At 44.6% G+C, this 14372-nt stretch carries 11 protein-coding genes and 2 tRNA genes; 6 read left to right on the top strand and 7 right to left on the bottom strand.

Annotation, left to right across the window (positions count from 1 at the left end; genetic code table 11):
- Window positions 1–20: 20 nt before the first annotated feature.
- Both DWB79_RS11070 and DWB79_RS11075 read right to left on the bottom strand, forming a co-directional pair.
- Window positions 21–94: transfer RNA gene (locus DWB79_RS11070), tRNA-Arg, on the bottom strand.
- Window positions 95–186: 92 nt separating this feature from the next.
- Window positions 187–258, bottom strand: a tRNA-His gene (locus DWB79_RS11075).
- Between the two features lie 133 nt (window positions 259–391).
- Here DWB79_RS11075 and def point away from each other — a divergent pair.
- The 5 genes from def (at window position 392) to DWB79_RS11100 (ending at window position 5913) form a co-directional block, all read left to right on the top strand.
- Complete coding sequence (gene def, locus DWB79_RS11080; protein WP_016524133.1) at window positions 392–913, top strand: peptide deformylase; 522 nt, start codon at window positions 392–394, stop codon at window positions 911–913.
- A complete protein-coding gene (fmt, locus tag DWB79_RS11085) occupies window positions 913–1890 on the top strand; it encodes a methionyl-tRNA formyltransferase (RefSeq protein WP_016524134.1) in 978 nt (325 codons plus the stop codon). The genes def and fmt overlap by 1 nt, the downstream gene beginning before the upstream one ends.
- A gap of 51 nt (window positions 1891–1941) precedes the next feature.
- Entirely contained in the window at window positions 1942–2943 is a 1002-nt protein-coding gene (locus tag DWB79_RS11090; protein ID WP_016524135.1) for a PASTA domain-containing protein, read from the top strand.
- 386 nt (window positions 2944–3329) lie between these two features.
- Entirely contained in the window at window positions 3330–4811 is a 1482-nt protein-coding gene (locus DWB79_RS11095) for a DNA methyltransferase (RefSeq protein WP_169558579.1), read from the top strand.
- Complete coding sequence (locus tag DWB79_RS11100; RefSeq protein ID WP_016524137.1) at window positions 4804–5913, top strand: hypothetical protein; 1110 nt, start codon at window positions 4804–4806, stop codon at window positions 5911–5913. Before DWB79_RS11095 ends, DWB79_RS11100 begins: the two co-directional genes overlap by 8 nt.
- A 74-nt stretch (window positions 5914–5987) precedes the next feature.
- Here DWB79_RS11100 and DWB79_RS11105 read toward each other — a convergent pair whose 3' ends face one another.
- The 5 genes from DWB79_RS11105 to DWB79_RS11125 all read right to left on the bottom strand — a co-directional run bounded on the left by DWB79_RS11105 (window position 5988) and on the right by DWB79_RS11125 (window position 12576).
- Window positions 5988–8501 carry an excinuclease ABC subunit UvrA gene (locus tag DWB79_RS11105; RefSeq protein WP_016524138.1) on the bottom strand — a complete coding sequence of 838 codons (2514 nt, stop codon included), beginning with the start codon at window positions 8499–8501 and terminating at the stop codon, window positions 5988–5990.
- 45 nt (window positions 8502–8546) lie between these two features.
- Complete coding sequence (locus DWB79_RS11110) at window positions 8547–9071, bottom strand: rod-binding protein (protein ID WP_016524139.1); 525 nt, start codon at window positions 9069–9071, stop codon at window positions 8547–8549.
- 91 nt (window positions 9072–9162) lie between these two features.
- Window positions 9163–9957 carry a flagellar basal-body rod protein FlgG gene (gene flgG / locus DWB79_RS11115; protein ID WP_016524140.1) on the bottom strand — a complete coding sequence of 265 codons (795 nt, stop codon included), beginning with the start codon at window positions 9955–9957 and terminating at the stop codon, window positions 9163–9165.
- A 14-nt stretch (window positions 9958–9971) separates the two neighbouring features.
- Window positions 9972–10787: a flagellar basal-body rod protein FlgF gene (gene flgF / locus DWB79_RS11120; RefSeq protein ID WP_016524141.1), complete on the bottom strand. Its 816-nt coding sequence runs from the start codon at window positions 10785–10787 to the stop codon at window positions 9972–9974.
- A 94-nt stretch (window positions 10788–10881) separates the two neighbouring features.
- Window positions 10882–12576 (bottom strand): DNA repair helicase XPB, encoded by a 1695-nt coding sequence (locus DWB79_RS11125; protein ID WP_016524142.1) that lies wholly within the window; start codon window positions 12574–12576, stop codon window positions 10882–10884.
- Between the two features lie 198 nt (window positions 12577–12774).
- Here DWB79_RS11125 and DWB79_RS11130 point away from each other — a divergent pair, with 198 nt between their 5' ends.
- Window positions 12775–14013, top strand: a complete 1239-nt coding sequence (locus DWB79_RS11130; protein ID WP_016524143.1) for an alanyl-tRNA editing protein — start codon at window positions 12775–12777, stop codon at window positions 14011–14013.
- The last annotated feature ends 359 nt before the right edge of the window (window positions 14014–14372 follow it).

Genomic DNA, 14372 nt, shown 5'->3' on the forward strand with positions numbered 1-14372 from the left:
ACAAGAGTGGGTAAAAAACGTGCGCCCGACACGGCTCGAACGTGCGACCTACGGATTCGAAGTCCGTTGCTCTATCCAACTGAGCTACAGGCGCATTTTCCGTTATGCCCAAAATAAACTGATTTATGGGCATCTCTAAAAACTTAATTAGCTTTTAGAGATGCTCGACGAGCATAAACGTAAAAGGGTGGGTGATGGGGTTCGAACCCACGACAACCAGATCCACAATCTGGCGCTCTACCACTGAACTACACCCACCGTGAATACAGGCGATAATGCCAAATAACCTCAAAAAAGTCAAGTAGCCAAGTGAGTATCGACAAGGATTTCCGATGCGTTTGCTTTATAAACACATTGACCGCACCGCATAAATTTTGTACTATGATGCGCGATGAAGGTACTGTATTTAGGTGAAGAAACGCTCCGGCAGCCCTCAAAGCCGGTAGAGCATATTGATGAAGCCTTGCATGAACTGATACGGGAAATGTTTATAACGATGGATGAGGATAAAGGTATCGGTTTGGCGGCGCCTCAAATAGGAAAAAATGTAAGACTTTTTATCGTAAAAATCGATGACGGCATTGAATGGGTATTCATCAATCCGCTCATTGTCGGTACTTCGGAAAAGCAATGCAGCTATGAAGAAGGCTGTTTAAGCATCCCTAAAATATATGCGGACGTTGTCCGCCCCGAAGCCGTTACCGTGCAATATCAGGATATGAATGGACGGCGCAGGACGATAGAAGCGACCGGTTTACTCGCGCGGGTTATCCAGCATGAGTATGATCATCTTGAAGGCGTCCTGTTTATTGACCGACTGGCTCAAAAAGAGCGTGACGAACTCGTAGCGAAGTTCACTCAACAGCAAGAGCGCAAAAAACAGCGTGAAGCCAAAAAGCGGGCGCGTGCATAATGAACGTTTTTTTTGCCGGAACCCCTGAGTGCGCAATCCCCGCATTACAGGCAATCGCGAAGGTATATCCTCTTGCCGGTGTGCTAACCGCTCCGCCCGCCCGTGTCGGACGCGGTAAAAAATATGCGGACGCTGCGATAGCGCAGGCAGTTGCCGAACTAAAAGAACACGGCATCATCGCTCAAGAGGTACCGGTCTTTACACCGGAGAAATTAAATGCGGATTTTCGCGAAGCCGTAGCGGCGCTCCGGCCTGATATAATGGTATGTTTTGCGTATGGAAAGATTTTCGGCCCAAAGACGCTGGCATTGTTTCCGCATGGTGCGCTCAATATTCATCCGTCCCTGCTGCCTCGATGGAGGGGACCGAGTCCGGTGCCGACAGCGATCCTTGCAGGCGACAGCATAACCGGCGTAACCGTTCAGTATATGGCGCAGGAAATGGATGCGGGAGACATCATCATTCAAAAAGAACTGCCGGTTGAATCGTCCGATACAACCGAAACGCTATTAGCCCGCTGTGCAGAACTCGGCGCTTCGCTTATTGTGCAAGCACTTAAAGCAGTAGAAACGGGTTCCGTCACCGCAACACCGCAAAATCATGCAATGGCAACCTATTGTACGCTGTTGGAAAAAGACAGCGGATTACTGTGCTGGCAAGACGATGCTACCGCAATAGACCGGAAAATACGCGCCTATACCCCATGGCCGGGAGCTTTTACCTATTGGATGGGGTCAAAACTTTCTATTGTACAGGCGCATCCGTATACGGGGAACGCAGCGGCGAAATCTCCCGAAACGCCGGGGCTGGTACTCGGCATTGACAAACGGGAAGGCGTATTGGTACAAACAGGAAAGGGTATTTTGGCAGTTCAGATACTCCAGAAGGAAACAAAAAAAGCAATGCAATGGAAGGATTTTTTAAATGGGGCAGCGGGCTTTATCGGAACAACGCTCCGCTCTCTTCCGGAAACATAATCGAGAACCTCTAAAAACTGTAATTTTTAGAGATACTCATAAGGATTAAGTATGAGTGTAGGTGATATTGCTGATGATATCAGCGGAAACGGAAAAACAATTGTTATTACATCGTTGGTGATGCTCATCGTTTTTGTTGCGGTTTCGACGTTGGTCTTTTTTATTTCGTTAAAAAGTGCCGAGCAAGTGATGGTGCCGAATGTTGTCGGTAAAGATTTGCCCGAAGCGCTGCTCGATTTACAGGCGCGTGAACTCTATCCGCGCATTCAACTCCGCTATTCTCAAAAAGCAGATGAGAAAGGGCTTATCCTTGAACAGGATCCCAGCCCGGGAGCTATCGTCAAAGGCGGCAAGCGGATCGAGCTGGTGGTAAGCCAAGGGACTGTTATCGATACGGTACAGGATTATATCGGAGAAAATATCGAAGATGTACAAAACCGGATACGGGAGTTGTTTACTTCCGGCAGCCGTCAATACATCCAGATTAAACAGCCGTATTTGACGAAATACAGCGCCGAACCTGCAGGCACCATCCTTGAGCAGGAACCCGCAGCGGGAACACCGATTTCAAATAATATGGAGCTGACCTTTGTGGTAAGCAAGGGAACGCAAACGGAAACAACCCAAGTTCCCGATATGACCGGCGCCGATCTTAAAAAAATATATCAGGTAATGCAAAGAGCTGTGGTAACCTTTGCTTTTACCGCAAGCAGCGCCACAGGAACGGATATTACCGTACAACAGCAAAGCGCCGCAGCACAGAGTGAAGTTCCGGTATTTTCTCCGGTAACACTGACCGTTTCCCTACCGGAATCGGCAGACGGTATGGTGTCCGGCATCCTCAAAACAACACTGGCAGAGTTCCCCTACCCCTTTACCGTTTCGCTCTATGCAGCGTATCCCAACGGGGATAAAGATCTCCTTACCTCATTCCGGCATCCGGGCGGCGCATGTTCAGTACCATACACCGTGCCGGAAGGAACAAAGCTGTCGCTGGAAGTGCTGAACAAAGAGGTTTACACCGAAACGGTAGGCGCAAATACAGCGGAATAGGCGAGAGAGGGGGCACACGAGTTTGTATCACTCCTTACCTGTTCTCCGCTGCCTCAAAAAGTGCTATCCTCTAACACCGGTCGGTGTAACCGGTGTTCTTTAACTTCTTTTTCTCTTTTAAGCTTAAACTTAAGCAGCTGGAAAAAATGTTACAACCATAGCCGCCGGTTTGAAATTTGTCCCACACCTTGCCCTCATAAGTACTTCTTTACAGAACAAACCGATATTTAGAGGTCTTCGTTTTCATTGCATTCGGCTACTATTCTTATATAAGCCAGCAGTAGTATAGATAGTGCAGACATTTTAAACGGTGGTCTAATGCCCGCGCAGGAGAGTTCTTTGCTATATCATAGCATTTTTTAGAAAAATATTGTATTATGTATAGTATGAATCAATCAACACTTTTTAACATAGACGAAAATCACACAATAGAAAGTATATCCAATCCAAGGACGTATAAAGGTATATATGCTTTTCATAAGTATTGGGGAAAGAAGCCTGTTGAAAGTTTGGATTATTGTATAGAACACTGTACAAACAAAAATGATATTGTTTTAGATCCGTTTTTAGGGTCTGGTTTGATTTCTAAGGAAACTCATAATTTGGGAAGGCGGTTTTTAGGAATTGATATAAATCCCTTCTCGATTGAACATACATTATTTTTGCTATCATTGCCAAAAGCAGAAGATTATAAAGAAGCAATAAATTCAATAAAGAAAAATATTTTGTCTAAAATTTCAGAAAGTTATTCTTTAAAAAATGCTGATATAGCAACGCATTTTTTATGGAACAACGATACACTGCAAGAAGTATGGACAAAGGTTAATAATTCACGAAAAAAAATACAGTTAAAGCCTACAGATATTGATTTAGATAAAATCAAAAAATTTGAAAACTATTCTGTCAGAAATATTCAGACGGGAACTTTTTTTGAAAATACGCGAATAAACTCTTTAGAGAACATGACTATATATGATTTATTCACAAAACGTGCATTGCATAATATTGATTTAATTCTTGATGAGATTAACAAGTTTTCTGGAGATTTAAAAAGAGCTCTGCAGTTAACATTGACATCATCATCCGGACAAATGTCAAATATGGTATTTGCTATTACAGGACGTGGAAAAACTAAAAACCAACAATCAGAAAAAATTGAAGTTGGTAGTTGGGTTATTGGTTTATGGAGACCTGATTTACATTTTGAAATAAATGTCTGGAATTGTTTTGAAAACAGAGCTAATAAATTATATAAAGCATTGTTAGAACAGGACTATACCCCAATATCATATAAAGACACTGTTTCTGATTTCTATACAAAACAAGCTAAAATGGGAATTATTCAAGGAAACTCAAAAAATGAATTAAAGAAAATTCCATCTGAATCTATAAAACTAATTATTACAGACCCTCCGCATAGTGACAGAATTCCTTATTTGGAATTAAGTGAAATGTGGAACTGCTTATTGAATAAACAATCAGATTTTTCAGAAGAAATTGTTGTGTCAAATGCTAAAACTCGTAATAAAAGTAAAGATAAATATTTGAATGATATGCGTGAAATTATAAATGAGTCGTCACGTATTTTAACAAAAGATGGCTATTTATTGCTTTATTTCAATGCTAAAGATAGAAATAGTTGGAGCTTTTTTGATAGTATCGAAAAACAAACTCATTTAGTTTATCTCGGTTCTTTTCCCATGATATATTCTGCAAATTCTGTTGTTCAGGATAATAGAAAAGGTGCAATGAAATCTGATTATGTGTTAGTTTTTAATCATTCTCGAGTAAAAAAAATGCTTGACATATTCAATAAAATAAATGGATGGACAAGAGATAAACCTTTTAAGGAAGCGAAACATGTCTAGTAATTTTAATAGATGGAAATCTATTTATGATTCAGAAGATTTCATTTCTTTTTCAAAAGATAAAGAAGCTCTATTGTGGTTAAAAATAAAATCCGTAGTTCGTAAGAAAATAATTACCGAATTTTGTTCTGAAAATAAGATTGTTTTAAAAGAAACATCTCTGACAAAACAATTTGAAGAACTTTTCAACAAACTGAGTTTAGATATTAATGAATCTCATAAAAAACTTGATACTTATATTCTTTCTAAGAATGCTAAAATATTGAAAGAATTGCATCAAGAAAAACTCGTTTCTGAACTTTACAAATTACAAAATTTTGAATGGGGAGGAGATTATCAAAACTCATTGGACAAATATTTGATAAGTCATTATGTAAAAACAATTAAATCTTATGATGAATTGACTTCAAAATTCGATCATGAAATAAAACATACAGTTCAAGGCTATGTTTTAAACAGTTGGTATAATCATTGGTCAAGTATCTTAATTGAGCATATTTTTAAGTCTCATAACATTGTTTTACCAACTGTTGGTCAAATAAAAAGTGTAGATTTCTTTGTAAATCAAATTCCTTTTGACTTAAAAGTCACCTATTTCCCTGCCGAATTTTTAAAAAAACAAAGAAAGTTAAAAGGTTATCCTGTAGAATTAACTTATTTGAAGTCAAAAGCAAAAGAACTCGGTATTACTTTTGATAAAGATGCTAAGCCAAGTGAAATTCATTATGAAATTTCTGAAAAACTCAAAGATAGAAATTCAAAAGGAAGTTTAGAAGTCTTAAATTCACTTAAAAAAGAAAATATTGGTATTGTAAAAGAATGTATAAAGAATCCTAAGTCACTTGCTAAGTGGTTATACGAGAATCAAGGAGAAATGAGATTCGGTTCTGAAAATCGACTATTTTTAGTTTTAATTGATACAGAGGATTTTTCTGCTTCTTGGAAGTTAAAGAGAAACTTAAACTTGTTAAAACCTACAATTAATGGCTACTTGGATACTTTTGGTAGCAAATCCTTGAATGATATGAAAATTAATTTTACTTATCAAGGTAAATCAACAATTTACACAACTTATGCAGATGTTATTTTTGTAATGAAGTAAATACCTAAACCTTCTAAAATGCGGAGACTTATACTTTCTCACATTGTCCCATAACATTTTGTATCAGGTCTTATTTATTTCAAAACCTCCGCGAGATAGGTGCCGGTAATACTTGCCGGATTATGCGCAATTTCTTCAGGCGTTCCGTATGCAACGATTTCTCCGCCAGCGGCACCACCGCCCGGTCCCATGTCAATCACGTAGTCGCTGTTTGCAATAAGATCGAGGTCGTGTTCAATGACAATAACGGTTGCACCTGCTTCAACCAACTGAGAAAATACGCCAAGCAACACTTGCACATCGAGCGGATGCAGTCCAATAGTCGGCTCATCAAATATGAACACCGCATCTTCCTGCGTTTTTCCCATTTCAGCAGCGAGCTTTAATCGTTGTGCTTCGCCGCCGGAAAGTGCAGGCGTATCTTCACCGAGTGTCAGATAGCCAAGGCCTAATTCATCCAAAATGGAGAGAGAGTCTCCTATCTTTTTTAAATCTGAAAACACTGTTCGCGCCTGATGTACGGTCATACGCATGAGCTCCGACAGTGAATAGCTTTGTTCCGATTTTTTTGGTTTCCATGTTATCGACTCGGCTTCTTTGCCGTAACGGGATCCGCCGCAGTCGGGACAAGTGATAACTACATCCGGCAAAAATTGCACGTCAAGCGATATTTGTCCCGTTCCATCACAGGAAGAACAGCGGAGCGTTCCGGTATTATACGAAAAAGCGCTTGCGTTAAGCTTTTTTTCTTTTGCCGCCTTTGTTCCGGCAAATAGTTTTCGTAACTCATCCGCTACACCGCTATACGTTGCGACAGTTGAACGGACATTAACACCGATAGGAGCGGCATCGATGAGGTTTACCCGCGTAATTCCGCAAGCCAAAATCTTTTTTACGGGAAAGGGCGCTTTTTTTCCGGCAGCCGCTGCCTGAAGCGCAGGGATAAGACTCTCCAGCACCAGCGTCGTTTTCCCCGAACCGGAGACACCCGTAACCGCCGTCAGCCTGCTCTTAGGGATATCTACCGTCAACGCATGTACCGTATGAATTGGAGCAGTTTCCAGATGAATAGCGCCCTTTGCAAACAGCTCTGTTTTTGTCGCACGTTTTCGCGTAAGCACATTTTCATTTTCCGTGATAAAACCTGCAATCTTTGAATCCGGATTTTTTGCAATCGATTCAACGTTGCCCTGCGCGATAATTCTTCCGCCCTCGTTTCCGGCGAGCGGCCCCATTTCGATTATATAATCTGCGCGCTTGAGTACACGTACATCGTGATCAACTAGAACGACGGAATTGCCATCAGCAATCAAACTGTTTACAACTTCCATTAAACCGTCGATATTGGATGGATGCAGTCCGATACTCGGTTCATCAAGCACGTATAAAACACCCGTCGTTTCATTGCGAACAGCCCGCGCAAGCTGTACCCGCTGCCGCTCCCCTGTCGAAAGGGTGCTACTTGAACGGTCAAGAGAAAGATAGCCGAGTCCGAGTTCTTTAAGCCGCCGTGCGTTATCTGTCAACGAGGCAATAATGCTCAAAGCCATCGGGCGCATTTCTTCAGGCAGCGTTGTAGGCACACCTTCAACCCATTGAAGCAATTCATCGAGTGTCAACGCCGTTGCTTCGGCAAGATTTTTCCCTGCAAGCATCGTCGCCCTGACTGCTTCGGAAAGCCGTGTTCCCTTGCAATCGGGACAAACTGTTTCATGCAGAAATTTACGAATTTTATCCAAGCCTTTTTCCGATTCGGCATTATGCAGCGCGTTTTCGGCAGCCCGATGCGCATTAAAATACGTGCAATTCAATTCGAATATTTTGCCGTTTTTAGAATGCCAGACGATCATCTTTTTGGTTTCTTCACCTTCAAAGACGATGCGCCGCTCCTCTTTAGTGAGTTCGGAAAACGGCACATCTATCCGCACACCGAGTTCGGCAACGGTTTTCGGCATAGCGATAAGTCCGAATAGCTTCCACGGTAAAACAGCTCCATCTTCGATAGATATGCTTTCGTCGGGAACTAACGTACTGTCATCGACCTCGCGCACTATTCCCGTGCCGCCGCAGGTTGGACACGCTCCGTCCGAATTGAATGCCATCGCCTCCGCACCGGGACCGTAAAACGCCTCGCCGCATACGGGACAGACAATCGGCTGCATCAGTGCAACCGCCATACTCGCAGGAACGTGATGACCGTTCGGACATACATGACTACCGAGCCGTGAAAACATAAGACGTAGGCTATTCAATAATTCGGAAGCCGTACCGAAAGTGCTGCGTACTCCCGGAATACCGGGTCTTTGATGCAGCGCAAGTGCGGCGGGTACATGGCGTATTTCGTCGATATCCGCTCGTCCGTTTTGCGAAATTCTCCGTCGCGTATAGGTCGATAGCGCTTCTAAATACCGACGAGAACCTTCTGCATAGAGTGTTCCCAGCGCCAACGACGATTTTCCGGATCCGGAAACACCCGCAATTGCAACAAGCTTTTCAAGCGGAATATCCACATCGATATTTTTTAAGTTGTGTACTCGTGCCCCTTTGATACTGATATGTTGAGGTCGCGGTCGTTTCTTTTGTTTCATACGATACCCCTACTAACCGGATCTTTAGGCTTTAAAGAAATTTTCTTATCCCTGTTGATTAAGCTGTAAGTATATTTGATCGGCAAGACCGAGCCCTGCATTTTTGGTCATTGTGCGGGAAAGCTCTTCGTACATCATATCGTCGTACATTTTACCGGCAAAGCTGTCTTTTCCGGTCAGGCTGTTTTTGCCGAGTGTACTCCGCATGGAATCGAGCATGATTTTGACAAAGTAGGATTCAAGCTCAAGGGCTTGCTGATACAGTTCGGAGGTTTTATCGATAGTGGCCTTTGCACCGGAGTGCTGTGCCGCAGAAACGGCGCCCATACCCTTAGGTTGAGCCGCCCGATCTGCATCGGTAGGATTGACGATTTCAAATGAGCTTAGATACTCACCCGGAAGCCGTGTCGAAAGATTTGAATGAGCGGATTCCTTCGCCGTAGAAAAGCGGGCGGATTCGGTCTTTAAGGAATCGAGCAACTGAGAAAAGCTCTGTGTGTTTTTTGCAGCATGTTTGTTCACCGGATGCTGCGGTGCGGTATGGCTGTTGTGCTGCACTGCGCTAATCATTGTTGTGCTCCTTCTTTCTATGAAGCCTCTAAAAAGATTGGTTCGTTTTTAGAGGTTTCTCTATATATCTTGATGGTTTAAAGACCTGCTGTTACCGCTTTAAGCCGACTGCGGTGCCGAGCATATTATCGCTGGTTTGGATGGCTTTTGAGTTAAATTCATAGGCGCGCTGTGCGACAATCATGTTGACCATTTCGCTGACGGTAGAGACATTCGACATTTCCAAAAATTTATGCTCGGTTTTGCCGAATCCGTTAAACCCGGGGCGCCCTGCGATAGCCTGACCCGATGCCGGAGTTTGCCGGAACAAATTGCTTCCTTGAGCGGAAAGCCCGACCGGATTCTGGAAGCGGTACAGCTCAATCTGGCCTACTTCTACCGGATCATCCTGCTCCCCTACCCGTACCGACACCCGACCGTCTTGGCTGATTGCAATCGTGTGCGGGAGATAGTTTTCCGGGAAAATAATTTCCGGCAAACAGCGGAGTCCGTTTGAGGTTACCAACTGCCGGTCGGCATCGATTTTAAAGGAACCATCCCGCGTATAGGCATAGGTGCCGTCATATTGCAGCACACGGAAAAACCCCTCTCCTGCAATAGCCACATCGGTAGAAACACCTGTGTTCTGCAGCGACCCTTGTTCAAAATTCCGCTGCGTCGCGGCGAGCTTTGCACCGTGCCCCATCTCCACGCCGACGGGTGTAATCGTATCTTCGGTTGCAGGTGTTCCCGCCGCCCGAATGGTCTGGTACAGCAGGTCTTCAAACTCTGCCCGCTGCTTTTTAAAACCGCTGGTATTCACGTTTGCAAGGTTGTTTGCAACGGTGTCGATATTTGCTTGCTGACTGTTCATGCCGGTTGCAGCTGTCCATAAACTTCTTACCATCTTATTCTCCTACGCTATTTTACTTTCGCAACCTCGTTCCAAAGTTTACTCATCATTGTATCTTCGGATTGAATTGTCTTTTGATTTGCCTCATACGCACGGTTGACCTCAATCATGCGTACCATCTCGTTGACTACCTTAATATTGGAAGCTTCGACAAAGCCCTGCACCACAACGGGACGGTCGCCGCCCTCCGCAGCGATAGCAGACCCCGACACGGGTGTATCAAGATAAAAACTGGAACCATGCTTTTTCAGATACCGGTCATTTTCAAAGGTAACGATTTTGAGCCGGTCGGTAAGCGTCGCATCCGAATCAGGTTCGGTTATCGGCCGCGCATAGACCTCTCCGTTTTGATTTACCTTATATTCCTTGTCCTGTAAAAAAATGCGACCATTTTCTCCAAGGACGGGATAGCCTTCTTTGGTCATCAAATAGCCTTCAACACCGACGGTAAAGTTCCCGTTGCGGGTATACCGTTCGCCGTAAGGGGTTTCTACACAGAAAAAGCCCTTGCCTTCAAGCGCGAGATCGGAGGCGGCATTGGTCTGCTTTAAGGAACCCTGCTCAAACTCGGTAAAGATTTCATTCAGCTCCACCCCAAGACCGAGTTTTCCGATAATGGGCGCAATGTCTGAGGAACCGAAGGGATTTTTAACAACGCCGTCATCATTTAAGCGCCGTATCAGTAATTCGGGGAAATTTTTATGGGTCGCAACGTCCCGTTTATAGCTTGTCGTATCGGCATTTGCTAAATTCTGAGCGATAACGTCCAGCTGTTTTTGCTGAGCGTTCATGCCGCTTGCCGCAGTGTACCAACCTCTAATCATAAGAACCTCTCTACTCAATATCGGCACAAGGGGAAAAATATGAAGAGGTTTTTATTGAAGCAATTATAATTGGAAGTTTATTGATTTCATTGCACTATCGTATGCCTGTATCTGTGGAGAAATCCGCATCGGTGATGAGCGAGTAGGCATAGCCCTGTTCCGCAAGAAATTTTTGACGGTGATCGGCGCATTCTTCTTCCACTGAATGGCGGGTTACCAGCGTGTAAAAAAACGAATCCCGCTCTTTAGGCCGAAGAATACGCCCGAGCCGCTGGGCTTCCTCCTGCCGGCTGCCGAAGGTGCCGGAAATCTGGATTGCAACGGAAGCATCCGGCAAATCGATTGCGAAATTCGCTACCTTGGAAACCACCAGTACGGAAATATCGCCCGCTCTGAATGAGTCGTACAACACTTCCCGTTCGGCATTCGGCGTTTTTCCGGTGATGAGCGGGGCATGCACCGCTTCGGCTATTTTTTTCAGCTGCGTAATGTATTGCCCGATAATCAAAATCTGGTCGTCGGTATGCCGTGCAAGCAGCTGCCGGACAATTTCGTTTTTTGCTTCGTTCTCACTCGCAATCCGGTGTTTTTCGCGCAAGGGGGCGGCGGCATACTCAATCTCTTTTGAGACCGGCAAGGGGATGCGTATCTCCGTACAATAGGCGTGAGCAATCCATCCCTTTTCTTCCAGTTCCTTCCACGGCACATCATAGCGCTTCGGGCCGACGAGACTAAACACATCCCCTTCGCAGCCGTCCTCTCTGATAAGCGTTGCCGTTAATCCGAGCCGTCTGATTACTTGCAGCTCTGCGGTAATGCGAAACACCGGAGCGGGAAGTAGATGTACTTCGTCATAGATAATCAAGCCCCAGTTCCGTTCGCGAAACAGCTTAAAATGAGGGAACTCCGATTCGGTATCCGGCCGCCATGTTAAAATTTGATAGGTTGCTACGGTAACCGGCTTAATCTCTTTGGTGTCACTTGAATAAATACCAATGGTATCAGGTTCTAGTCCGGTTTTATCGATTAACTCGCGCTTCCACTGATGCACCGCGGCGGTGTTGGTAGTTAGAATCAGCGTATCAGTGTTCAGCATCGACATAACCAACATACCGACAATCGTCTTACCTGCACCACAGGGCAACACAATCGTACCGAAACCCGTTCCCGGCCCCTTATCACCGGTAAATGCTTGCGCTGCTTCCCGCTGATAGTCGCGGATGATAAAATCTTTTCCTTTTTTTGTCTGTGTACGCAAATCTACCGCAAGCGGCGCACCGTCTTTCAACGGTACCTCATCGCGCACCGGCCAGCCCATTTTCAGCAGCGCCTGTTTTACCGTACCGCGGTTCAAAAGCGCAATTAAAAACGAACGAGGTTTTTCCGCCGCAACCAGATACTTTGCAAGCTTCGGCGAAGCTTTTAATTCCTGATATATCCGATCGTTTTCCGCCGTCAAATACAAAAACGCATCATCTTCACACTCGGTTAGTTTAATCTTTCCGTACCTGCTGAACGTTTCTTCCACCCAACCGAGTACGGCAGGCGGAATATCAAAACGGGAAAACCGCTTGAGCGTTTCCGTTATTTTTTCGGCAGTAAAGCCTGCGCTTGCGGCATTCCATAAAGATAAGCCCGTCAAGCGGTAGGTATGCAAGTGTTCTGGAGATTTTTCAAGTTCGGCAAAGGGGATAAGTGCAAAACGCGCATCCGTTGCTTCCGGCGCGTGAACGTCGAGTAATATGGAGCGATCGCCTTGAATGATAAGCGGTTTTAACGAAGCAGACATAACGAATAATTTTACGCTATCCTTCACGTTTAGTCAAATCGGTCTTTTGAAAAGTATTGATTCTGCGCAGCAGTCTCTATTATTCTGCGGGATTTGATTTGTACTTCTGATACGTTTACCTTATATTCAACAGATAAGGATGATTGGATTTATTGCCGTATCGGAGTATAATCAACTTACTCGACACAAGGAATATTTATGGAAAACTTTAATGCACTGTATTATCAAAAACCGTATATCAGAGAATTCGATGCAACGGTAACTACTTGTTTAAAAACCGAGAGAGGGTATGAGATAGAACTGTCGGATACGGCATTTTATCCCGAAGGGGGCGGACAGCCCGGCGACAGGGGCAGCCTTGTTGCAGAAGGACAACCTGAGCGTACTATCCGAATATCGGATACGCAATTTGCAGGTGAACGCATCATTCATATTGCCGATGGAGAACTTGCTGCCGGAACAAAAGTTCACGGAGTATTGGACTGGGTAAACCGTTGCGACAATATGCAAGGACATTCGGGCGAGCATATCCTTACCGGCATCCTCGCGCAAACCTACGGGTACGAAAACGTCGGTTTCCACATGGGAGAAAGTTTTATCACCATCGACTTTAGCGGTCCGTTGACTGACGAGCAAGTACTCGATGCGGAACAGCGTGCCAATGAAATTGTCCGTGCAAATCTTCCGATTCAGGAAAGCTTTCCGAATGCGGAAGAACTCAAGACAATGCAATACCGCAGCAAGAAAGAACTTTCGGGTACCGTACGCATTATCACCATTCCGGGACTTGATGCCTGCGCCTGCTGCGGCACACATGTTACAGCAACCGGCGAGATCGGTTTGATTAAAATTCTCAACTTTACGAACCGCAAAAAGGGAGTCCGTTTGGAAGTGCTCTGCGGCAGAAAGGCGGTTCTTGCATACGAACAAGAAACGGCACAAGTACGGGCTATCTCCCGCTGCTTATCGGCAAAGCCATCCGAAGTGCAGGAGGCGGTGGAAAAATTAAATGCCGAAAAAGGAAAACTACAGCAGCAACTCCATGAGATGACTGAAAAATATCTAAAACAGAAAGCGGAGTCGGCGGCAGATACTGAGGGCGCTCCTCTTTATTTTGAAGATAACCTCAGTATCGAATATCTACGCTCGTTCTGCAATCTGCTTTTAGCAACAGGAAAAATGCACACCTGTGCAGCATTATCAGCGGTTGCAGTTGAATCGGAAGGACTACAACCGGCGGCATACAATTACGTCATCGTCAGCAATGCCATCGATTTAAAACCGCACATAAAAACATTAAACCAACAGCTCAACGGCCGCGGCGGCGGAAACAACTCCGCTATTCAGGGAACGTATTTTGCGGGGAAAAAGCTTATTGAGGAAACACTTATTAACCTTTTGAAAATATACGATGCATCTACTTCGTTGCATCATTAAAAGTGTACATCCGTGTACACTTTTAATGGCGAGTTTCGCGCTCACGCGAAACATCGCTCCTGATGGAACCAGCGGCGTCCGTGCCGCTACTGAAAATGCTCAACGTATCATTTCCGCCAAGGACGGCGGGGGTTCTAGTCAGTAGCGTGTTTGCAAGGCAAACACGTAGGTACAAAATGTACAAGGATGTACATTTTGTACCGTGCCTGCGGTTAATTTGTGATTGCGCCTTGTAATTTCAGAACGGACAGGGATGTCCGTGGTTATAAGCAGTAGCGAGATTTGTGTTGTGCACAAATCTCGTCGTTAAGCAGTTGTACACGGATGTACAACTGCTTAACAGTCTATTTTCAAACGGC

Source organism: Treponema medium, from assembly GCF_017161265.1.
Taxonomy (GTDB): Bacteria; Spirochaetota; Spirochaetia; order Treponematales; family Treponemataceae; genus Treponema; species Treponema medium.

Bases quoted from the DNA above. Each gene is read 5' to 3' on its own strand.
- DWB79_RS11125 (WP_016524142.1), bottom strand. From the start codon at position 12,576: ATGTCTGCTTCGTTAAAACCGCTTATCATTCAAGGCGATCGCTCCATA.
- flgG (WP_016524140.1), bottom strand. From the start codon at position 9,957: ATGGTAAGAAGTTTATGGACAGCTGCAACCGGCATGAACAGTCAGCAA.
- def (WP_016524133.1), top strand. From the start codon at position 392: ATGAAGGTACTGTATTTAGGTGAAGAAACGCTCCGGCAGCCCTCAAAG.
- DWB79_RS11090 (WP_016524135.1), top strand. From the start codon at position 1,942: ATGAGTGTAGGTGATATTGCTGATGATATCAGCGGAAACGGAAAAACA.
- DWB79_RS11095 (WP_169558579.1), top strand. From the start codon at position 3,330: ATGAATCAATCAACACTTTTTAACATAGACGAAAATCACACAATAGAA.
- DWB79_RS11100 (WP_016524137.1), top strand. From the start codon at position 4,804: ATGTCTAGTAATTTTAATAGATGGAAATCTATTTATGATTCAGAAGAT.
- fmt (WP_016524134.1), top strand. From the start codon at position 913: ATGAACGTTTTTTTTGCCGGAACCCCTGAGTGCGCAATCCCCGCATTA.
- DWB79_RS11110 (WP_016524139.1), bottom strand. From the start codon at position 9,071: ATGATTAGCGCAGTGCAGCACAACAGCCATACCGCACCGCAGCATCCG.
- flgF (WP_016524141.1), bottom strand. From the start codon at position 10,787: ATGATTAGAGGTTGGTACACTGCGGCAAGCGGCATGAACGCTCAGCAA.
- DWB79_RS11130 (WP_016524143.1), top strand. From the start codon at position 12,775: ATGGAAAACTTTAATGCACTGTATTATCAAAAACCGTATATCAGAGAA.
- DWB79_RS11105 (WP_016524138.1), bottom strand. From the start codon at position 8,501: ATGAAACAAAAGAAACGACCGCGACCTCAACATATCAGTATCAAAGGG.